The sequence below is a fragment of the Micromonospora nigra genome, from assembly GCF_900091585.1.
Classification (GTDB): Bacteria; Actinomycetota; Actinomycetes; order Mycobacteriales; family Micromonosporaceae; genus Micromonospora; species Micromonospora nigra.
On record NZ_FMHT01000003.1, the window covers coordinates 1,266,387 to 1,287,572 of the forward strand.

The 21,186-nt window shown below is 74.0% G+C and carries 18 protein-coding genes; 11 read left to right on the plus strand and 7 right to left on the minus strand.

The genetic code is table 11. The features are described from left to right. Positions 1 to 349 precede the first annotated feature (349 nt). Positions 350 to 2,566: a WG repeat-containing protein gene (locus GA0070616_RS29405; RefSeq protein WP_425412983.1), complete on the plus strand. Its 2,217-nt coding sequence runs from the start codon at positions 350 to 352 to the stop codon at positions 2,564 to 2,566. 81 nt (positions 2,567 to 2,647) lie between these two features. Here the strand turns inward: GA0070616_RS29405 and GA0070616_RS04965 are convergent, their stop codons facing one another. The 3 genes from GA0070616_RS04965 to GA0070616_RS04975 form a co-directional block, all read right to left on the minus strand. Continuing rightward, positions 2,648 to 4,240: a hypothetical protein gene (locus tag GA0070616_RS04965; RefSeq protein WP_091076984.1), complete on the minus strand. Its 1,593-nt coding sequence runs from the start codon at positions 4,238 to 4,240 to the stop codon at positions 2,648 to 2,650. A 65-nt stretch (positions 4,241 to 4,305) separates the two neighbouring features. Beyond that, positions 4,306 to 4,821, minus strand: coding sequence for a hypothetical protein (locus tag GA0070616_RS04970; protein WP_091076988.1), 516 nt, complete (start codon positions 4,819 to 4,821; stop codon positions 4,306 to 4,308). 11 nt (positions 4,822 to 4,832) lie between these two features. Continuing rightward, positions 4,833 to 5,393: a DUF3558 domain-containing protein gene (locus tag GA0070616_RS04975; RefSeq protein WP_175439985.1), complete on the minus strand. Its 561-nt coding sequence runs from the start codon at positions 5,391 to 5,393 to the stop codon at positions 4,833 to 4,835. 131 nt (positions 5,394 to 5,524) lie between these two features. Here GA0070616_RS04975 and GA0070616_RS04980 point away from each other — a divergent pair, with 131 nt between their 5' ends. Together GA0070616_RS04980 and GA0070616_RS04985 are read left to right on the plus strand one after the other, a co-directional pair. Continuing rightward, positions 5,525 to 6,196, plus strand: coding sequence for a TetR/AcrR family transcriptional regulator (locus GA0070616_RS04980; RefSeq protein WP_245712660.1), 672 nt, complete (start codon positions 5,525 to 5,527; stop codon positions 6,194 to 6,196). Positions 6,197 to 6,299: 103 nt separating this feature from the next. Then, entirely contained in the window at positions 6,300 to 7,298 is a 999-nt protein-coding gene (locus GA0070616_RS04985; RefSeq protein WP_091076991.1) for an aldo/keto reductase family protein, read from the plus strand. Positions 7,299 to 7,334: 36 nt separating this feature from the next. On the opposite strand, the gene GA0070616_RS04990 is transcribed toward GA0070616_RS04985, so the two are convergent. Together GA0070616_RS04990 and GA0070616_RS04995 are read right to left on the minus strand one after the other, a co-directional pair. Then, positions 7,335 to 8,138, minus strand: coding sequence for a site-2 protease family protein (locus tag GA0070616_RS04990; RefSeq protein WP_091076994.1), 804 nt, complete (start codon positions 8,136 to 8,138; stop codon positions 7,335 to 7,337). Further along, positions 8,135 to 8,335, minus strand: coding sequence for a hypothetical protein (locus GA0070616_RS04995; RefSeq protein WP_091076998.1), 201 nt, complete (start codon positions 8,333 to 8,335; stop codon positions 8,135 to 8,137). Before GA0070616_RS04995 ends, GA0070616_RS04990 begins: the two co-directional genes overlap by 4 nt. A 229-nt stretch (positions 8,336 to 8,564) precedes the next feature. Here GA0070616_RS04995 and GA0070616_RS05000 point away from each other — a divergent pair, with 229 nt between their 5' ends. The 4 genes from GA0070616_RS05000 to GA0070616_RS05015 all read left to right on the plus strand — a co-directional run bounded on the left by GA0070616_RS05000 (position 8,565) and on the right by GA0070616_RS05015 (position 12,866). Next, positions 8,565 to 8,771, plus strand: coding sequence for a hypothetical protein (locus tag GA0070616_RS05000; RefSeq protein ID WP_091077001.1), 207 nt, complete (start codon positions 8,565 to 8,567; stop codon positions 8,769 to 8,771). A 72-nt stretch (positions 8,772 to 8,843) separates the two neighbouring features. Continuing rightward, complete coding sequence (locus tag GA0070616_RS05005) at positions 8,844 to 10,742, plus strand: bifunctional adenosylcobinamide kinase/adenosylcobinamide-phosphate guanylyltransferase (RefSeq protein WP_091077004.1); 1,899 nt, start codon at positions 8,844 to 8,846, stop codon at positions 10,740 to 10,742. After that, a complete protein-coding gene (gene cobS / locus GA0070616_RS05010) occupies positions 10,735 to 11,505 on the plus strand; it encodes an adenosylcobinamide-GDP ribazoletransferase (RefSeq protein WP_091077007.1) in 771 nt (256 codons plus the stop codon). Before GA0070616_RS05005 ends, cobS begins: the two co-directional genes overlap by 8 nt. A gap of 65 nt (positions 11,506 to 11,570) precedes the next feature. After that, a complete protein-coding gene (locus GA0070616_RS05015; protein ID WP_091077010.1) occupies positions 11,571 to 12,866 on the plus strand; it encodes a DUF2314 domain-containing protein in 1,296 nt (431 codons plus the stop codon). 21 nt (positions 12,867 to 12,887) lie between these two features. Here the strand turns inward: GA0070616_RS05015 and gcvT are convergent, their stop codons facing one another. After that, complete coding sequence (gene gcvT / locus GA0070616_RS05020) at positions 12,888 to 14,015, minus strand: glycine cleavage system aminomethyltransferase GcvT (RefSeq protein ID WP_091077014.1); 1,128 nt, start codon at positions 14,013 to 14,015, stop codon at positions 12,888 to 12,890. Positions 14,016 to 14,173: 158 nt separating this feature from the next. Between gcvT and GA0070616_RS05025 the strand changes: the two genes are divergently transcribed. After that, positions 14,174 to 15,739, plus strand: a complete 1,566-nt coding sequence (locus tag GA0070616_RS05025; RefSeq protein WP_091077017.1) for a leucyl aminopeptidase — start codon at positions 14,174 to 14,176, stop codon at positions 15,737 to 15,739. Positions 15,740 to 15,887: 148 nt separating this feature from the next. Here the strand turns inward: GA0070616_RS05025 and GA0070616_RS05030 are convergent, their stop codons facing one another. Beyond that, positions 15,888 to 16,217: a hypothetical protein gene (locus GA0070616_RS05030; RefSeq protein ID WP_091089916.1), complete on the minus strand. Its 330-nt coding sequence runs from the start codon at positions 16,215 to 16,217 to the stop codon at positions 15,888 to 15,890. 182 nt (positions 16,218 to 16,399) lie between these two features. Between GA0070616_RS05030 and lpdA the strand changes: the two genes are divergently transcribed. The 3 genes from lpdA to GA0070616_RS05045 all read left to right on the plus strand — a co-directional run bounded on the left by lpdA (position 16,400) and on the right by GA0070616_RS05045 (position 21,161). After that, positions 16,400 to 17,791 carry a dihydrolipoyl dehydrogenase gene (gene lpdA / locus GA0070616_RS05035; RefSeq protein WP_091077021.1) on the plus strand — a complete coding sequence of 464 codons (1,392 nt, stop codon included), beginning with the start codon at positions 16,400 to 16,402 and terminating at the stop codon, positions 17,789 to 17,791. Between the two features lie 70 nt (positions 17,792 to 17,861). Further along, positions 17,862 to 19,721, plus strand: coding sequence for a 2-oxoglutarate dehydrogenase, E2 component, dihydrolipoamide succinyltransferase (gene sucB, locus GA0070616_RS05040; protein ID WP_091077025.1), 1,860 nt, complete (start codon positions 17,862 to 17,864; stop codon positions 19,719 to 19,721). A gap of 93 nt (positions 19,722 to 19,814) precedes the next feature. After that, positions 19,815 to 21,161: a low temperature requirement protein A gene (locus tag GA0070616_RS05045; protein ID WP_425412927.1), complete on the plus strand. Its 1,347-nt coding sequence runs from the start codon at positions 19,815 to 19,817 to the stop codon at positions 21,159 to 21,161. Positions 21,162 to 21,186: the final 25 nt, after the last annotated feature.

Genomic DNA, 21,186 nt, shown 5'->3' on the forward strand with positions numbered 1-21,186 from the left:
CCCGTCACCGCCGCTTGTCGCCCCGCGGCCACAGGATGTTCCCCCACCCCCGGCAGCCGGGCCGACGACCCGACCGGACGCACCGGACACCGGCCCCGCACCACAGTCACCTGCCGCCCGACTGCGCATGGAGTTCCTTCCGGCCCCATCCGGCGAGACTCCCGCTTCGCGGGATCGTCCGTCGTCGGAAGTGCCCGGACCGGGACAGCCCCGGCGGTACGTCCCCCCGCCGCCAACCGATCCCGAACCGGCTCCCCGCGCCGCCCGGCCGCCGTCGGGCGGTCCGGCCGCGTGGTTCCAGCCCGCCCGTCCTCCGGCGCCGGACGGGCCGGTGGACGGCACCGGCGCGGTGGTCGACGACGCGGAGCCGGAGGCACCGATCCCACCCCGGCCAGTCCGCGACGTCGACCTGGCCCCCGCCCGCCCTGCTCCACCGGCGTCCCACGAGGTGGCCCCGGTCTCCGCCCCGCCCGGCCGACCCGACGAGCCCGGGCCGGCGACCGCCGACGGTACGCCGGACGAACCGGCGGCACCGTCCACAGCCGACGGCACCGCACCAGCGGCGACCGGCCCGTCCGACCCCGCCGCTCCGGCCGTCCCCGCCCCCACGCCCCCGGACACTCCCGACCCCGTACCGCCGACCGTGGAACCCGGTTCGGCAGTCGAGCAGGATCCGGTCGCGCACCGAACCGACCCCGCCCCCACGGTCGAACCGGCACCTGCCAGCCCACCCACACCCGAAGACCCCGCGTTGCCCGGCGCTGTCGCAACCCACTCCGCCCCACCGCCGGGCCCGACGCCATCGGCACCACCACGGCCGGTGCCGCCCGACGAACCACGGTCGACACCGCCGGTCGAACCACGGCCGGTGCCGGAGGAAGCCGCGCCGGAGCCACTCGCGACGGCTGTCCCGGCAGCCGCCGCGTCCGCTCCACCGCAAGGCCCGGCCGACACTCCGCCGGGCGGTCCCACCGCCACCGACGCTTCCCCGGCGACCCCGCCCCCCGTCCCCGCACCGCAGCCGGCCCGGCCGGTGTCGGCGCCACCTACCGCCGCGCCGCCCGTCCCGGCACCACCCGCACCACCCGCACCACCCGCGCCGCCCGTCCCGACACCACCCGCGCCGCCCGTCCCGGCACCACCCGCGCCGCCCGTCCCGACACCACCCGTCTCAGCACCACCCGTCTCAGCACCACCCGCAACCCCCACCTCGGCACCACCTGTGGGGCCGGGACCGGGCGGGCGGTCCGACCTGACCCCGGGCCCGCAGGTGGATCCCGAGCAGGTGCTCGCCGGATATCCGTGGCGGTTGCACCCGGAGAAGCTGCGCGAGCTGGTCGACGAGCCGGAGGACCTGCGATCGGTACGCCGCCGGCTCACCGAGAAGCTCGGTACGGCTCTCGACAACCGGTCCCGGGCCCGACTGCTCAGCCTGCGCTCGGTGGTCTCCCGCGTTCTCGACGACCTCGACGACGCGCTGTCCGACGGTCGGCTGGCGGTCACGTACGCCGAGGCGACCGGTGAGCTGCGTCGGACCGCCATCGCCCAGGCACGACTCGCCCACGTGCTCCAGTGGCGGGGCGAGTACGCCGAGGCGGACCGGCTCTACGCCGAGGCGAACTCACCCGAGCTGCCGGCCCGGCTCCGGGCGACCCTGCACGAGCACGCCGGCCGGTCCTGTTACGACCAGGGCCGGCTGATCGAGGCGTGCCACCACTTCGAACGCGCGTTGGACCTGCGCGGGGTGCAGGACCGGGAGCTGACCGCACGCATCGAGGTGTCGCTGGACGCGATCGCCGCGCGGGCCGCCAGGGACGGCTTCGGGCCGCCACCACGGACCCTGGCCGAGGTGCGGGACCTCGGCCGCGAACCGGTGTTGACGTTCGACGAGCGGCAGCGACGCTGGGGGTACGCCGACAGCGAGGGCGATCTGGTGCTCGACGGGTACGCCGAGGCCAGGCCGTTCCAGGAGGGGGTGGCGTGGGTACGGCGACCCGACCGGGCGACCTGGGAACTCATCGACACCACCGGGTCGACGCTTCTCGGGCCGCACTTCCGGGCCGTCGGGTCCTTCTCCGACGGGTTGGCCTGGGTGTCGGTCGACGGCACGGGTGACTGGTTCGCGATCGACCGGGCGGGTGAGGTGGTCGTCCCACCCGGTTTCGAGGACGTACGCCCCTTCCGCCGGGGCGTGGCGGCGGTGCGCCGGGGCGGCTGGGGTGCCGTCGACCGCACCGGCCGGCTGGTGGTGCCGACGCGCTACCACGGCATGACCACCCCGCTCGCGGACGGCCGGTACGTCGACGGTTTCACCGACGAGGGACTGGCGGTGGTGGACGCCGGTGGGCGGCGTGGCGTGGTGGACCGGACGGGACGGACGGTCGTGCCCGCGGCGCACCCGGTGCTGGTCATCCACCCGGTGGCCTTCCTGGTCGGCGACGGGGCGGGACGCTGGGGTGCGCTCGACCGGCGCGGCGCCCCGCTGATCGAGGTGGCACACCGCAGCCCGGCCCGGTTGGTCGAGGAGATCGACCAGTTGCTCACCGACACCCGGCCGGTGCTCTGACCGGGGACACCCGCCGGCCGCGACCTGCTCGCCGTGACCGCCCGACAACCTGGCGGTCACCGTGGCAGGTGCCGCCGTCGGTCAACTCGGCGCGGGTCCGCAGGTTCTGACGTCGGGGACGACCTCCTCGTTGGCGTACACCTTCGCCTTCGCGTGGATCCCACCCGTGGTCTTGATCGGTGGCAGGCTGAACAGGCTGAGGAAGCGGTTGATCGCGTTGGCCACCGGTTGCAGGATGGAGTAGCCGATCCCGAACGTCGCCGTCACGCCGAGGCCGACTCCCCGGCAGAGCGCGTAGGGGGCGCCGAGGGCCGAGCCCATCGTCATGCCGTAGCGGGTGGCGAGTTCGAAGTAGACACCGGCGGTCAGGACCAGGGCGTTGAATCCCACGGTGAACCGCACGCGGTGTTCGAGCACCATCCCCATGACCCCGACCGGCACCCCGGTCAGCGAGTTGAGCAGGCTCTTCTTCCGGGCGAAGTTCATCCGCACCTGAGGGCCGAACGAGCCGTCCGCGTACCCGTAGCCGAGGCTGGAGGCGAGGGAGAACTCGCCTGACCCCTTGACGGTGCCGAGGGTGGCGCCGAACGCCGACGCTATCCGCAACGACTGGCCGATGGTGAACGTGAGCGGCACGCCGAACACCTGGGCGATGGGGAAGGAGAAGTCGGCCCCGATCGGAAACTCGGCCCTGATGTTCCTGCCGCTCTCCGTGCCGGCCTCGACGTCGACCCGGATCCCGAAGCCGCCGCTGATCTCCAGTTCGGCGCGGGTCACCGAGCCGCCCCGGATCGCCAGGTGGAAGTCCGCCGAGGGCTTGCGGAAGCTCAGGGTCACGGTGCCGTTGAGCCGGGTGCCGGCCTCGGCGTACCGGAAGTGGGCGCCGACCCCGTCGGTGCAGCAGGAGGCGAACACCGAGTAGGCGCCCGCCCTGGTGCCGATCCCGCCGCCACCCCGTCTCGGCGGCGGACGGTCCGGCCGGTCGGACGCCACCGGAGGCCCCGCCGGTATCGCGCGCCCGCCGTCACCGACGCCACCGGCCGGTACGCCGACGGGTGGTGCCGGCAGGGCGATGCCGGCCGCCGACCGGGGGCCGGGTCGACCGGACCGGTCGCCGTGCTCGGCAACCGGAACCGGGCGGCTGCGGCCGAACCGGCCGGATGGGAGGGGCCCACCGCCGCCGGTGCCCCCGTCGTCCGGGTCGGCCCAGAACGGCTCTCCGGCCGGGTAGACGACCGGGGTGTCGAGGGTCAGTCCCTGCCGGTCGAAGGTTCCGTCCCTGATCACCTCGGTCACGTCGACCGGCCCGACCGTCACCACCAGGTCCCGGTCGTCCCGGCGCACGTCGAGCACCCGACCGACGCTGCGGCCCGTGACGAACATGACCCGCCCCGGAGCGAGTTCGTCGGCGCGGGCGGCCCGGGGGTCGATGCGCCAGGTCAGTCCGTCGGCGGTGACCGACCTGATCGACTCGCCGCCCCCGGCGACGACGACCACGTCAGGTTGCAGGGTCACCTCGGGGGAGGCCAGCGGTGCCAGCCCGTGTCGCAGCGCGGCGTCGCTCCACGGATCCTGCCCGCCACCCCCGGCCGGGGACCCGGAGCCGCATCCCGTCGCCAGCAGCAGCGCCACGACGACGAACGCGCCGGGTCGGGTCCAGGTTAGGGTTCGCACGACGTTCCACCTCACGGTCGGACGGGATCGGACGGGTCGGTGCCGCACCGGTGGGTCGGGGGCGTTCAGCCGTCGATGGCGTCGAGCAGGCGGCGCAGGACCTGGTCGTAGCCGGCCGGGTCGAGCCGGGTGAAGCTGCTCATGGTGAGGGTGTACGCCCCGGTCCCGTCGACCAGCACGGCCTCGCCCTCGATGTCCTTCACGGCGACGTACGCCATGTCGCCCTGGTCGAGGTCGTCGACCCGGTCGTACCGTTTGCCGGCCTGCTCCCGCTGGTAGGCGAAGGTGCCGTTGCCGGCGATGGTGGACGCGGTGGTGACGGTGAGGCTGGCGACGCCGGCACCGTCGGTGAACAGGCAGCGTCCCTCGTCGACCATCGGCTGCCCGACGAGCGTCGACACCTGCTCGGCGGTGAACGGGCAGGGCGGCGGCCCGGCGGCGACCGCATCGGACTGCGTCTCCGTCTCCGCCCGGTCGGGCGCCGGTGCCGTCCCGGAGGACCCGCAGCCGGTCACCCCGAGCAGGGCGACGACAGCGGGTACGAGCAGGCGACGGATCACCGGGTGACGTGGTTGTCGCATGACGGTTCCTCTCAGATGCGGGTGGCCACGGTGCGGGCCGCCTCGGCGAGCGGTTCGGCGTTCTCGGCGGGGTCGACGAGGCGCACCAGGCGCACGGACACCCAGAGGTCCCCCCGGCGGACGAAGATCTCGGACTCGTCGGCAAGGCACTCGTCGCCGATGCCGGGAAGGGTCCGCAGCTCGTGGCCGAGGCTGCGCTGGATGTCGAGGTACTTCTTGGCGCCGTCACCGACGAAGACCTCGACCTGCGCCGTCGGGCCGGTCACCGGCCCGGTGCGGGTGCAGGTCAGCCCGGCGGGGACCGGATCCTGCAGCGGGGTGCCGGCCAGCCGCTCGGCCTCCTCGTCGGTCAGCAGCATGCAGGGGTCCACCGTCACCGGGGCTGCCGTCGCCGGGTCCACCGCCGTCGGGGTGTCCGCCGGGACGGTGGGTGCCGTCAGCGGGGCGTCCGACCCGGACGGGGTGGCGGCGACCGGGGCGTCGGCGGGTGTCGAGCAGCCGGTCAGCGCGATGACCACCGCAGCGGCCAGACCGGCCACGGGCAGACGCAGCGGGACGGGAGGGGTGGTCACGGGCCTGCCTCCTGGTCGGGTTCGGGGTGCGCGGCCATCTTCGAGAGACAAGGGATCTTGAATAGCCGAGCGTACTTTCGATAGCTGACAAACTTTTCGATAGTCAGCGTTATATCCATTGTGCTGCTAGTATGGGCAGCGCCATGGCCGACGTCAAGGACACAAAGCCGACCCGGCGTTACCACTCCCCCGTGCGGGAGGAGAACGCCCGCCGCACCCGGCGTGCGGTGGTGGCCGCCGCGACCGAACTCTTCGTCGCCCGGGGGTACACCGCCACGTCGCTGGCCGACGTCGCCGCCGCCGCGGGGGTGGCCCGCCCCACCGTGGCCGCCGCCTTCGGCTCCAAGCCGGCACTGCTGCGGCAGGTGCTCGACGAGGCACTGGCCGGCGACGACGCTCCGGTGCCGGTGGCCCAACGCCCCTGGTACAAGCCCGTGTGGGACGCCGACACCCAGCCGGCGGTCCTCGACGCGTACGCCGGGGTGTGCACGCTGATCGGCGGCCGGACGGCGGCGATCTTCGAGACGGTGCGCCGGGCGGCGGACACCGCCGAGGAGGTGGCCGAGGTCTGGGAGACCCTGCTGCGCAACCGCCGGATCGGCGCGCGCAGCGTGGTCGAGCGACTGCGCTCGCTGGGCGGCCCCCTGCGTCAGGGTGCGGACGCGGAGCGGGCGGCCGACGTGGTGTGGTTCTTCAACGATCCGGCGCACTACGCCGCGCTGGTGCAGCGGGCCGGCTGGTCGCCGGACGAGTTCCGGGGGTGGCTCGCCGCCCGGATGCGCGACGCCCTGCTGCCCGACTGATCCACCCGACCTGAGCCGCCCGCCGACGACTCCCCGGCGACCCGCCCGGAGTGCCGCGGGCACACCGGATGTGGGACGGGCCGGTCCGCACTAGGGTCGGAGCATGGAATTCCGACACCTGGGCCGCTCCGGCCTGATGGTCAGCGAGATCTCGTACGGCAACTGGATCACCCACGGCTCGCAGGTGGCGGAGGACGCCGCGTTCGCGTGCGTCCGGGCCGCCCTGGACGCCGGCATCACCACCTTCGACACCGCAGACGTGTACGCCGGAACCCGCGCCGAGGACGTGCTCGGCCGGGCGCTGCGGGACGAGCGGCGCGAGGGCCTTGAGATCTTCACGAAGGTCTACTGGCCGACAGGTCCCGGCCGCAACGACCGCGGCCTGTCCCGCAAGCACATCATGGAGTCGATCGACGGCTCGTTGCGCCGGCTGCGAACCGACTACGTGGACCTCTACCAGGCCCACCGGTACGACTACAGCACCCCGCTGGAGGAGACGATGGAGGCGTTCGCCGACGTCGTGCACTCCGGCAAGGCCCACTACATCGGTGTCTCCGAGTGGAAGGCGTCGCAGCTCCGCGAGGCCCACCGGCTGGCCCGGGAGCTGCGCATCCCCCTGGTGTCCAACCAGCCGCAGTACTCGATGCTGTGGCGGGTCATCGAGACCGAGGTGGTGCCCACCAGCGAGGAACTGGGCGTCGGGCAGATCGTCTGGTCGCCGATGGCACAGGGCGTATTGTCCGGCAAGTACCTGCCCGGCCAGCCCCCGCCGGCGGGTTCCCGGGCCACCGACGAGAAGTCCGGCGCGGGCTTCATCGCCAAGTGGCTGACCGACGACGTGCTGGTTCGGGTGCAGCAGCTCAAGCCGCTGGCCGAGCAGGCAGGGCTGAGCATGGCGCAGCTCGCCCTGGCCTGGGTGCTGCAGAACCCCAACGTCTCGTCGGCGATCGTCGGGGCGTCCCGCCCCGAGCAGGTGCACGACAACGTCAAGGCCGCCGGCGTCAAGCTCGACGCCGACCTGCTCAAGGCCATCGACGAGATCGTGGAGCCGGTCACCGAACGCGACCCGGCCCGCACCGAGTCCCCCGCCGAACGGCCGTGACGCCCGGTCCGGCCGGCGCGGACGCGTCGGCCGGGCTCAGGGCCGCCAGATACGGATCAGGTCGAGTCCCAGCGCGTACAGGCCGGAGGGCAGTCCGAGCAGGTCGGCGACGGCGAAGACCCCGCCGAAGAACCGTTCGCCGATGGCCGGGTTCCACAGCAGCGCGAACAGCAGGATGAAGCCGTACGGGGCGAACAGGTCGTACATCCGGCGGTACGGGGGGCTCAGCCACGGCTGGAGCATGTTGCCACCGTCCAGGCCCGGCACCGGCAGCAGGTTCAGCACGCTGGCGGTGAGTTGGAGGAAGGCCAGCAGCGCCCACCCGGCCCAGAACTCCAGCGTCCCGCCGCCGGGGGCGACGAGCCGCAGCACCGCCACCAGCACGAGGGTGAACAGCACATTGGTGGCCGGGCCGGCCAGGCTGACCAGGGTGTGCCGCAGGCGCCCCGGTATCGCGTGCCGGTCCACCCAGACCGCCCCACCGGGCAGGCCGATGCCGCCCAGCAGCACCACCACCACGGGCAGCACCACCGACAGCAGCGGGTGGCTGTACTTCAACGGGTTCAGCGTGAGATAGCCGCGGTGGGCGACGCTGCGGTCGCCGGCCCGGAAGGCGACCACCGCGTGGGCGTACTCGTGCAGGCAGAGCGAGACCAGCCAGCCGGTGACGACGAAGCCGAACACGGCCAGCCGTACGTTGCCGGCTCCCTGCCAGGCCAGCACGCCGCAGGTGACGAAGAGCGCGACCAGGCCGAGGAACACCGGGCTGGGCCGCAGCGCCGCCCGGGGGACGCCGAGCACCAGTGGCTCGCCGTCCCCCGGCCGGTCGTACGCCGTCACTCCGCCGCGGGTTGCAGGCTCATCCGGTAGTCCACCCGGTCGTCCTCGACGAGCGCGACCGAGGTGACGCCGGACGCCGCGAGTTCCCGCCAGGTCTGGCCGATCCAGGACTCGGCGTCCGCCTGGCTGCTGAACGACTCGGCCGGCCCCTCGACCGGCTCGCCGTCCACACCCTCGTACCGCCAGCTCCACGCCATGTGCGCGTCTCCCCTCGCCGCTGATGCCCTGTCGGACGGACCCCGACAGCGTAGTCGGCCCCGACGGCGACGGCCGGTCCGCGCCGACGGCAACCGGCCGTGGTCCGCACCGGCGGGGGTCCGGTCCGCGCCGGCGGGGACCGGCCGTGGTTCCCCGGCGCGTGGCGGGGTAACCCGGATATGTCGGTGGCGGGGCGAACCCGCCCGTTCCGAGGACGAGGGAGGCACGATGACCCGGCCGGTACAGGAAATGGACACGGCGGAGCTGCGGGCCATGGCGGTACGCGGCGGGATCGAGGGCGCGCGGGACATGGACCGGGAGGATCTGGTCGTCTCGCTGCTCGCCCGGCCCGGTGAGGGCGCCTGGCAGGAGGATCCGAAGCCCGCCGACGTCAACCCCAACGACTACCGCTTCCACGCCCCCGACGAGCCGTGAGCCGGCTGCGGCGGGCCCGCCGGTGGCACACCTGCGGTGCCGCGCGGCCCTGGCTGCCTCTAAGGTACGGGCATGTCCGTTGACGGGTGGAACACCCTCCTGGTGCTCGGCGGTGTCCGGTCCGGCAAGTCCGAGTTCGCCGAGTCCCTGGTGGTCGACGCGCCCACGGTCCGGTACGTGGCCACCGCCGCCGACCCGACCGACGACGACGCCGAGTGGGCCGCCCGCATCGCCGAGCACCGCTCCCGCCGCCCGGAGACGTGGCACACCGAGGAGACCGCCGACGACCCGCGCCGGCTGGCCGACGTGATCGCCGCCGCCGCGCCCCACGAGACGCTGCTCGTCGACGACCTCGGCGGCTGGGTGACGGTGCTGCTGGATCCGGTCCACCAGCCCGCCGACGACACCGCCACCATCACCGAGCTGGCCCGGGCCGTCCGCGGCTGCGCGGCCCGGCTGGTGCTGGTCAGCCCCGAGGTGGGGTTGTCCCTGGTGCCCACCACCGCGCTGGGCCGGGCGTTCACCGACGCACTCGGCACGGCCAACCGGGCGGTGGCCGACGCCTGCGACGCGGTGGTGCTGGTGGTCGCCGGTCAGCCGTGCTGGCTCAAGCCGACCGCCGGCCCCACCTCGCCCGCCGGCACCGGGCCGGACTCCACCCGCGTCGCCGGCACCGGATCCGGCCCGACGACCGCCGCGCCCACCACCGACACCGTCCCGGCCGCCGGCCCGCCGCCGGTGCCCGCCCAGGGCGCCCCCGCCATAACCGGGACCCCCGCCGACCCGGACGGCACCCCCTGGGCGGCCCCCACCATGGCCCTGCCGATGGTGGCCACGGGCCTGGTCATCCAGCCCGGCATGGAACTGCCCATGCCCGACGAGTACGCCGGCCCCCAGGCCGTCGAGCGGCTGGCCACGCTGGACGTTCCCGGGGCCGGTCTCGGCGTGCTCGAACGGGTGGTCGGCTTCGCCGCCGCCACCCAGGGCACCCCCGTCCCGGCCCCCTGGACGGCGGCGCGGGTGCTGCTGCTGCACGGTGACCACACCGGCGGGGCCACCGCCGGAACCCCGGCCGGCCAGTCGGCCCGTCGGGCCGCCCAGGCCCGCGCCGGACAGGGCGTCCTGGCCCGGCTGGCCGCAGACGGCGATGCCGACCTCCGGGTGGTGGACGCCCCCTCCTCCGCCCCGATCGAGGACGGGCCGGCGCTGGACGCCGAGCGGGTCGAGGCGGCACTACGTGACGGTTGGCGGCTCGCCGAGGAGGCCGCCGACGCGGGCGTACGCCTGTTGGTGCTGGCGGCGTGCGGCGCGGGCGCCGACGCGGCGGCGGCGGCGGTGCTGGCGGCGACCGCCGGCGCCGAGCCCCCCACGGTGCTCGGTCGGGTGGTCACCGCCTCGGGCGAGTACGACGACAACGCCTGGATGACCCGGTGTGCGACGGTCCGCGACGCGTTGCACCGCACCCGCAACTCACCGCGCACCGCGAAGGACGTGCTGGCCGAACTGGGGGGCGGCGAGATCGCCGTGGCCACCGGCGTCCTGCTCGGCGCGACCGCCCGACGGTTGCCGGTGCTGCTGGACGGCCCGGTCGGCGTGGCCGCCGGCATGGTCAGCCGCGACCTGGCCGGCCAGGCCCGGCACTGGTGTCTGCTCGCCGACCACGGCGGGCACCCCGCGGTGCGGCTGGCCGCCGACGTGCTCGGCCTGACCCCGCTGGTCGACCTGCGTCTCGACCTGGGCGAGGGCGCGAACGCCCTGACCGTCCTGCCGCTGCTGCGCTCGGTGCTGTCGCTGGCCGCCGCGCTGCCGGCCCGCCCGTCCGACGACCCGACGGGCGCACCGCGACCCGACCACGACACGTCCGGCGGGGAACCCGACGACGACGCGCCGGAGTTCGCCGAGCCGGAGCCGGCCGGGCCGGGTCCCACCACCACCGAGCCCGCCCCGGACCACGCCGGCTGGCGTGCCTGAGGCGTCGCTGACCGACGGCGTACGGCTGGCGCTGACCACCTTCACCACGGTGCCGGTGCGCGCCGGGCGCGTCGACCGGTCGGCCGCGGGCACGGCGATGGCGCTCGCCCCGGCCGTCGGCGCGGTGCTGGGTGTGCTCCTCGGCGGGGTGCTGCTGCTGGCCGGCGCGCTGACCGCGCCGCTGGTCGCGGCCGGGGTGACCGTCGGGGTCGGCGCGCTGCTCACCCGGGGTCTGCACCTCGACGGGCTGGCCGACACCGTCGACGCGCTGGGTTCGTACCGGCGGGGCCCGGCCGCGCTGGAGATCATGAAGAAGCCGGACGTGGGCCCCTTCGGGGTGGTCGCGCTGGTGGTCGTCCTCCTGGTGCAGGCGGCGGCTCTCGCGGAGCTGGCGGCACGGTCGTGGCCGGCGCTGCTCGCGGCGGTGGTCACGGCCACGGCGGCGGGCCGGCTGGCCGTCGGGGTCGCCTGCCGGCGCGGGGTGCCGGCCGCCCGGCCCGAGGGCCTGGGCGCACTGGTCGCCGGCACGGTGGAGCCCGTCGCGCTGGTGGTGGGGGCGCTCGCCGTCGCGCTGGTCGCGGTGGCGGCGGTGCCGGACCGACCGTGGCAGGGGCCGCTCGCCGTCGTCGCCGCGCTGGCCGTCGCGGGGTGGCTGCTGGGGCACGTGGTACGCCGCCTCGGCGGGATCACCGGCGACGTGCTCGGCGCCGCCGTCGAGGTGGTCACCACGCTGGTCTACCTGGGACTGGTGCTGTCCGGCTGATTGGCGGCACGGACGGCGGGTAGCGTTCTCCCACGACAGCACCGGCGCGGCCACCGGGGGACGACATGCTCATCACGGACGACTTCCTGCCCGTCCCGGTCCCGGAGTCGCTGAGCGCGACCTATCTGGTGCCGATGGCGGGGCTGCCGAAGGTCAGCGCGAAGACGGCGGTGCGCGGGTTGGCTGGCCGGCTGGCCGAACCGGTGCACGGCCTGGCCCGGCAGATGCTGGACAGCCCGCTGATGAGCGTGGACACCCGGCCCATCGGCGAGTTCCCCGAGCTGCCGCCCGACCTGCTCACCGCGTTCGGCGCGACCGAGGAGCAGCTGGGCCGGCTGGCCGCGGCGAGCCACCTGGTGGTCGTGCAGGCCGAGTACCGGCCGGGGTGGCCGCCGGCGCACGAGTGGGCCGCCCGCGCGGTCGCCGCCGCCGTGGCCGAGACGGCCGGCAGCGACGTGGTCGACGTGTTCGGTCTCCAGTTCCTCGACCCGGCAACGGCGCTGCGTTCGCTGCCCGACGACCAGGGACGGATCCGGCTGGTCGACTGGGTGCTGGTGCCCTACTCCTCGGACGCGGAGGGGCTGTGGTTCACCACGAAGGGCCTGCGCCGGTTCGGGTTGCTGGAACTGCAGACGCAGGGCGTGCCCGACCACCTGACCCGGGCGTGGGGCGCGGTGATGACCGGAGCAGCCCGCCGGCTGCTGCGGGACTGGACCGACGGGCTGGCCGGCGAGGAGGTGCCCGCCTTCGTACCGCTGCCGGTGCTGGCCACGGTGACCGGGCACGACATCGCGGTGGCGTACGGCAATCCGGAGCAGCACGGGGCGACCGCGCCGGTGCTGCTGCGGCTGGAGCTGGATCCGGCCACCGACCCGGAGGCCGACTCGTTCCTCAGCCTGCGCCCACCGGCCGGTCACCCGGGTCCGGCGGGGCGCTACTTCGCCGCCGCGTGCGCCACGCTGTTCACCGGGATCCAGCCGGATGTGCGCTATGCCCGCCCCGGTGACGCCATGAGCCGGGCGATCGCCACGGCCCGCGGCGCGCTGGGCGACGTGCGGGCACGGTTCGTCGCCGGTCAGCTTCCGCCGCAGACGCAGCTGGTGGTCAAGTACGGCCTGCCGGGCGACGACGGCCCGGAGTACGTGTGGGCGGGGGTCACGTCGTGGGAGGCGCCCGAGCGGATCGTGGGAGCCAGCGCCAGCGACGCCCACACCGACCCGAGCGTCCGGATCGGTTCCCCGGTGGTGGTGGAGACCGCTGACGTCGTCGACTGGGCCCTGCTGGACGCCTCGGGCGTCATCGAGGGCGGCTGGACCCAGGCCGTCCTCGACGCCGGCGAATCCCCCCCTCCCCCACCCTGACCCGGGCGGGGCGGGCGGAGGTCACTTGACCGAGGGGGTGACGAAAGGGGGACGGGTCAGGCGCATGGCGACGCGCCGGCCACGGATGTCGACCTCGACGGTGTCGTCGTCGGTGAGGTCGGCGGCGGTGTCGATGAGCGCCAGGGCGACGCCCTGCTTCCTGGTCGGGCTGAAGGTGCCGCTGGTGACCGTGCCGACCCGCGCGTCGCCGCTGAACACGGCCATTCCCGGACGCGGGATGGCCCGATCGACGGCCACCAGGCCGCGCAGCGTACGACGGGGGCCGGCGGCCTTCTCGGCGAGCAGCGCGTCGCGCCCCCAGAAGGCCGGCTTGTCCCAGCCGACCGCCCACCCGGCGCGGGCCTGCACGGGGGTGATCTCCAGGGACAGGTCCTGACCGTGCAGCGGGTAGCCCATCTCGGTGCGCAGGGTGTCCCGGGCGGCCAGCCCGCAGGCGCGCGGCGCGAACCCGTCGACGCCGAACACCGCGTCCCACACCGCGACGGCGTGCTCCGCCGGTACCACCAGTTCGTAACCCAGCTCCCCCGTGTAGCCGGTGCGGCAGACGGTCAGCTCCGCCCCCGCCACCGACCCCGGCGAGAAGCTCATGTAGCCGTGCTCCGTCGGCAGTCCCAGCGCGCCCAGCAGTTCCGCCGAGCGCGGCCCCTGCACGGCGAGGACGGCGTACGCCTCGTGTTCGTCGGTGACGGCGACCGACGGTGGGGCGGCGGTGCGCAGCCGGCGCACCACCTCGGCGGTGTTCGCGGCGTTCGGGACGAGGAAGACGTGATCGTCGGCGTACAGGTAGGCGATGACGTCGTCGACCACGCCGCCGGTGGCGTCATCGCAGCACAGGGTGTACTGGGCCCGGCCCGGCGCGATGCGCCGCAGGTCGTTGCTGAGGCAGGCGTTGACGAGGTCGGCCGCGCCCGGCCCGGTCACCCGGGCCTTGCCCAGGTGGGACACGTCGAAGATCCCGACATCGGTCCGCACGGCGGTGTGTTCCCTGAGCACCCCGCCACCGGCGTACTCCAGGGGCATCTCCCAACCACCGAACGGGGCGAACTTGGCGCCGAGCGAGGTGTGCCGCTCGTGCAGCGGGGAACGGCGCAGCCGGGTCTCGGCGGCACCGGAGGTCACGTCGGTCATGGGTGGCAACTTACCGGGGTCAGCGGGCCTGGTTAGCATCGGCGGGACCCGTCGAACCATCGGCGGGCAGCCCACCCGTCCGGCGGATGCCCCATCCGTCGGAGCCTCCACCGCCGGTCGCGACGCCGCGACCGGCCAGGCCCGCCGGAGTAGCCCTCGTGACATCGCCCAGCACCACACTGAGCCTGGTCGACACCGACCCCGCCGAGCTCGCCGTCGACGCGATCGTGATCGGCGTGCACAGCCAGACGGGGGACGCCGCCGACGGCCCCGCCGCCGCCCTGCTGCTGGCCAGCGGCGCGGAGAGCATCGCGGCGGCGTTCGACGGCAAGCTGACCGAGACGCTGGCGCTGCTCGGCGCGACCGGCAGCCCCGGCGAGGTGGTCAAGCTGGCCACGCTCGGCACCGTCACCGCTCCGCTGGTCGCCGCGGTCGGCCTCGGCCCCGAGCCGTCCGGTGCCGCTCCGGCGCCGGAGACCCTGCGCCGTGCCGCCGGCGCGGCCGTGCGGGCCCTGGCCGGCGCGCCCCGGGTGGCACTGGCCCTGCCGGTGCCGGACGACGCGGACGCCGCCGCGGCCCTGCGCGCGGTGGCGGAAGGCGCGCTGCTGGGCAGCTACCGCTTCGCCGGCTACAAGACCCGCCCGCAGCCGGCCCGCCGGGAGCCGGTGGCCGAGGTGCTGGTGGCCGTGCCGGACGCCGGTGACGCGGGCGCGCGGGCCGAGATCGACCGGGCGACGATCGTGGCCGGGGCCGTGCGACGCACCCGCGACTGGGTCAACGCCGCGCCGAACGAGCTGCGTCCGCCGACGTTCGCCGACGCTGTTGCCGAGGCCGCCCGGGAGGCCGGCCTGGGCGTCGAGGTGCTCGACGAGGCCGCGCTGCGCGAGGGCGGGTACGGGGGCATCACCGCCGTGGGCCAGGGCTCGGAGGCCCCGCCGCGCCTGGTCAAGCTTACCTGGACGCCCGAGGGTGGCGGTTCGGGCAAGCGGGTGGCGCTGGTCGGCAAGGGCATCACCTTCGACACCGGCGGCGTCTCGATCAAGCCCGCGCAGGGCATGTGGGAGATGAAGTCCGACATGGCCGGCGCGGCGGCGGTGGCCGGGGCGATGCTGGCGGTCGCGGCGCTGCGGCCGGCGGTGGCCGTGACCGCGTACGTGCCGATGGCGGAGAACATGCCGTCGGGCAGCTCGTACCGGCCGGGTGACGTGATCACCATGTACAACGGCAAGAAGGTGGAGGTGCTCAACACCGACGCCGAGGGCCGGCTGATCCTCGGCGACGCGATCGCCCGAGCCTGTGAGGACGGCTGCGACTACCTGTTCGAGACGTCCACCCTGACCGGCGGGCAGGTCGTGGCACTGGGGAAGCGGATCGCCGGCGTGATGGGCACCCCGGAGCTGTGCGAGCGGGTGAAGGCGGCCGGCGAGGCGGTGGGCGAGCTGGCCTGGCCGATGCCGCTGCCGGACGACGTGCGCAAGGGCATGGACTCCGAGGTCGCCGACATCTCCCAGGTCAACGCCGGGATGGACCGCGCCGGCCACATGCTCCAGGGCGGGGTGTTCCTGCGCGAGTTCGTCACCGACGGGGTCGCCTGGACGCACATCGACGTCGCCGGGCCGAGCTACCACTCGGGTGAGGCGACCGGCTACTGGACCAAGGGCGGCACCGGCGTCCCCGTCCGCATGCTGCTCCAGCTCGTCGACGACATCGCCGCCAACGGCTGACCGGGCGCACAGTCCCGGAGCCGCCAACGGCTGACCGGGGCGCGGAGTCCACGGGCGCCCTCCCGCGTGGGAGGGCGCCCGGGGCAGCCTCACGTACGGCGTCGGCTGTCCGGGCTGGTCGATCCGGCTCGGTCGCCCCGGGTGGGTCTCAGTACAGCTCGGGACGGCGCTTGCGGCGTTCGTTGTAGTCGCGCATGCGCTGCGGGTAGCCCATCAGCGCCACGTCGTAGACCGGGATGCCCACCCGGTACGCGAACCGCCGCGCCCCCTCGGGGCCCTCGACGCGGCGGCGCGTCCACTCCCCGTCGTCGGCGATCAGCATGACGGTGGTCTCGGTCACGGTCGTCCGGGGTTCGATGTACGCCTCCACCCCGCGCCGGGTGCGGACGAAGGTCTCCAGATGTTCCAGGTCGGCGCGGTCGGCCGTGCGATCGAGGCTTCCCGCGGGCGCCTTCCTGCGTCGCCGGAAAAGTGCCACCGCGCCGTCTCCCCCCACCATGCGTCATCGAAGGCCGTGCCAAGCGTACGTGGCGGTGACGTGTCGTTGGGCACCTCGGTACGCGGCCTGCTCGCGGTGGTGACAAGATGACCGAGGTGGGGTGTGCCCGTTCACCCCTCCGTGAGACGCCCCGAAGCAGCGAAGCGACCTGGGAGTTGGACGTGAGCGAGCCGAACGACGCAACCTTCGACATCGTCATCCTCGGAGGTGGCAGCGGCGGCTACGCCACCGCCCTGCGCGCCGCCCAGCTCGGACTGACGGTCGCGCTGGTCGAGAAGGGCAAGCTCGGCGGCACCTGCCTGCACAACGGCTGCATCCCGACCAAGGCGCTGCTGCACGCGGCGGAGATCGCCGACCAGACCCGCGAGTCGGAGCAGTTCGGCGTGAAGGCCGAACTGGTCGGCATCGACATGGCGGCGGTCAACTCGTACAAGGACGGCGTGATCTCCCGGCTGTACAAGGGCCTGCAGGGCCTGGTGGGCGGCTCGAAGGGCATCACCTTCGTGGCGGGTGCCGGCAAGCTGGTCGCGCCGAACGCGGTCGAGGTGGACGGCAAGCGGTACACCGGCCGCAACGTGGTGCTGGCCTCCGGCTCGTACGCCAAGAGCCTGCCCGGCCTGGAGGTCGACGGCGAGCGGATTCTCACCAGCGACCACGCTCTCACCCTGGACCGGGTCCCGGCGTCGGCGATCGTGCTCGGCGGCGGCGTGATCGGCGTCGAGTTCGCCAGCGTGTGGAAGTCCTTCGGCGTGGACGTGACGATCGTCGAGGCGCTGCCCCGGCTGGTGGCCGCCGAGGACGAGGAGTCGTCGAAGGCGCTGGAGCGGGCCTTCCGCAAGCGGAAGATCAACTTTAAGGTCGGCAAGCCGTTCGAGAAGGTCGAGAAGACCGACCAGGGCGTCCGACTGACGATCGCCGGCGGCGAGACCGTCGAGGCGGAGCTGCTCCTGGTCGCCGTCGGCCGGGGCCCGAACACGGCCGACCTCGGGTACGAGGAGCAGGGCGTCAAGATGGACCGCGGCTACGTGCTGACCGACGAGCGGCTGCGCACCAGCGTGCCGAACGTCTACGCGGTCGGCGACATCGTGCCCGGCCTCCAGCTCGCCCACCGCGGCTTCCAGCAGGGCATCTTCGTCGCCGAGGAGATCGCCGGGCAGAACCCGGCCGTGATCGACGAGGCGGGCATCCCGCGGGTCACCTACTCCGATCCGGAGCTGGCGTCGGTCGGCCTCACCGAGGCGAAGGCCAAGGAGCAGTACGGTGCCGACAAGGTGAAGGCCTACAACTACAACCTGGGCGGCAACGGCAAGAGCCAGATCCTCAGGACGGCCGGCTTCGTGAAGCTGGTCCGGGTGGTCGACGGCCCCGTCGTCGGCGTGCACATGGTCGGCGCCCGGGTCGGCGAGATGGTCGGCGAGGCGCAGCTCATCTTCAACTGGGAGGCGTACCCGGCCGAGGTGGCGCAGCTCGTGCACGCCCACCCGACGCAGAACGAGGCCCTGGGCGAGGCGCACCTGGCTCTCGCCGGCAAGCCGCTGCACGCGCACGCCTGACACGAGAACACCGCGGCGTCCGGCGGCAGACGGGCGAGATCGCACCAGGGGAATGAAGGAGTCGTAGAAGATGCCGGTATCGGTCACCATGCCCCGGCTCGGCGAGAGCGTCACCGAGGGCACCGTCACGCGCTGGCTCAAGCAGGAGGGCGACACCGTCGAGGTCGACGAGCCGCTGCTGGAGGTGTCCACCGACAAGGTCGACACGGAGATCCCGTCCCCCGCGGCCGGCGTGCTGACCCGGATCGTGGTGGGCGAGGACGAGACGGCCGAGGTCGGCAGCGAGCTGGCCGTGATCTCCGGCGAGGGTGAGTCGGAGGGTGGCGGGGCCGCCCCGCAGCAGGAGCAGGCCCCGGCCGAGCAGGCCGCCGAGGCTGCCGCGCAGCCGCAGGCCGAGGCGGAGCAGTCGGCCGTCGAGGAGCCGGCGCAGGCCGAGGCCGCCCCCGCGCCGTCGGGCGAGGGCACCCCGGTGAAGATGCCGGCCCTCGGCGAGAGCGTCACCGAGGGTACGGTCACCCGCTGGCTCAAGCAGGTCGGCGAGACCGTCGAGGTCGACGAGCCGCTGCTGGAGGTGTCCACCGACAAGGTCGACACGGAGATTCCGTCGCCGGTCGCCGGCACCGTACTGGAGATCACCGTCGCCGAGGACGAGACGGCCGAGGTCGGCGCGACCCTGGCAGTCGTCGGCGCGGCCGGAGCCGCCCCGGCGGAGGCGAAGCCCGAGCCGAAGCCCGAGCCGAAGCCCGAGCCGAAGCCCGAGCCGAAGGCGGAAGCGAAGCCCGAGCCGGAGGCCACGCCGCAGCCGAAGGCCGAGGAGAAGCCGCAGACGAAGGTCGAGGAGCCGACGCCGGGCCTGTCCTACAACGAGCCGTCCGCCGAGGCCGAGGTCGCCGCGGATCCGGCCGAGGCGGAGCGGGCGGCCACCCCCTCCGCGGCGGCCACGACCCCGCAGCGCCCGTCGACGGCCGCCCAGAACGGCGACGAGGGTGCCGGGTACGTGACCCCGCTGGTGCGCAAGCTGGCGAACGAGCACGGCGTGGACCTGTCCTCGGTCAACGGCACCGGCGTGGGTGGCCGGATCCGCAAGCAGGACGTGCTGGAGGCGGCGGAGAAGGCCAGGGCGGCCAAGGCCGCCCCCGCGCAGCAGCCCGCAGCGGCGCAGGCGGCCCCGGCGGCGAAGCCGGCCGCGAAGCCGCAGCCGAGCGCGAAGCGCGGCACGACCGAGAAGCTGCCCCGGATCCGCGCGGCCATCGCCAAGCGGATGCAGCAGTCGCTGCACGAGATGGCGCAGCTCACCACGGTGATCGAGGTGGACGTCACCCGGATAGCCAAGCTGCGTGCGCGGGCCAAGGAGTCGTTCCCGCAGCGGCACGGCGTCAAGCTGTCGTTCCTGCCGTTCTTCGCCCTCGCGGCCATCGAGGCGTTGCAGCGGTACCCGATCGTCAACGCGCAGATGGACCTCGACGGCGGAACGATCACCTACCCGGAGTCCGAGAACCTCGGCATCGCCGTGGACACCGAGCGCGGGCTCCTCGTACCGGTCATCCACAACGCCGGTGACCTCAACCTGGGCGGCATCGCCAAGCGCGTCGCCGACCTGGCGGAGCGCACCCGCACCAACAAGATCAGCCCGGACGAGATCGCCGGCGCGACCTTCACGCTGACCAACACGGGCAGCCGGGGCGCGCTGTTCGACACCCCGATCGTGCCGTCGCCGCAGTCGGCGATGCTCGGCACGGGTGCCGTGGTGAAGCGTCCGGTCGTGGTCAACGACCCGGAGCTGGGCGAGGTCGTCGCCGTCCGGTCGATGGTCTACCTGGCCCTGTCCTACGACCACCGGCTGATCGACGGCGCCGACGCGGCCCGTTTCCTGGTCGCGGTCAAGGAGCGGCTGGAGGCCGGTGCCTTCGAGGCCGAGCTGGGCCTGTAACACGTACCGCCGACGGGCGTTCCGGTCCACCTGGACCGGGGCGCCCGTCGGCGTTCGGCAGCCGGGCGGGCAGGACGCTGCCAGAGTGATCTGGTGGACAGCGGACGGGGACGAGGACGGCTGGGGCCGGCCGTGCCGGTGGCGCCCGGCGCCCGCGTCGACCGGTTCGAGATCTTCTTCGACCTGGTCTTCGTCTTCTCGTTCTTCATCATCACGCGGGCCACCGCCGCGCACATCAGCGGCACGCAGCTGCTACAGGCCATGCTGGTGCTCGCCGTGCTGTGGTGGAGCTGGGTGGTGCACAGTCTGGTGGCCACCCGGGTACGTCTCGGCGAGGGTTTCGTCCCGGTGCTGATGGTCGTCGGCATGGCCGCGCTGTTCTGCTTCGCGCTGGGTCTGCCGCAGGCGTTCGCGGATCCTCGCGCCAACGCCGCCGGGCCGATGGTGGTGGCGGTCAGCTACCTGGTCGTCCGGGTCGTGCACTTCGTGCTGTTCTGGCACGCCATCCGCCACTCTTCCGAGCTGCGCCGCAGGGGGCTCCGCTTCGTGCCGGAACTGGCCTTCAGCACGGTGCTGCTGCTGGTCGCCGCGCTGCTGCCGCCTCGCATCGACGACATCGGGCAGGCGGAGACGGCCCGCGACAGCCTGTGGTTGGGCGTCGTCCTGCTCCAGTACGCCACGGGCCTGATCGCCCGTCCGCAGAGCTGGAACGTGATCTCGGCCGAGCACTGGACCGAACGGTACGACCTCATCCTGATCATCGCGTTGGGTGAGTCGGTGATCTCGGTGGGCATCGGCAGCAACCTGCTCGGTCAGCCGCCGACCTGGGCCGCCGTCGCCGCCGCCGTGCTCGGCATCTTCTTCACCGCCGCGCTGTGGTGGGTGCACTACGACATGGTCGGCCCCGCCGCCCGGATCGCCCTGCACGCCTCGACGGGCACGGCCCGGGTGACCATGGCGCGCGACGCGTACGCGTACCTGTACCTGCCGATGATCGCGGGCATCATCCTGTTCTCGCTGGGCGCCGAGGAGATCGTGCACGACATCACCGACGTGAACGTCCCCCTCTCGGCACCCTCGCAGGGGCCCGGCGTACCGCTGCTGTTCGGCGGGGTGATCTGCTACCTGGTCGGCAACATGCTGTTCCAGCTGCGTACCCTGCACACCCTGTCGTGGACGCGGGTGGGCGCGGTCGGGCTGCTGGCCGTCGCCCTGCCGGCGGCCATGCCGCTGCCGGGACTGGCCGCGATGACCGTGCTCACCGCGATCTGCATCGGGCTGGTCGCGGTGGAGGTCGTCGTGTACGCCGACGCCCGGCACGCCCTGAACCGGCTCGTCTTCGCGGAGAAGACCACCCACGAGACGCACGAGGCCGCCTTCCGGGCCCGCTGGCACGACGACGAGCCGACTCGACCGGGCCCGGACGCCAGCGAGTCGTGACACCGTCGGCACCATCGGCACCGCC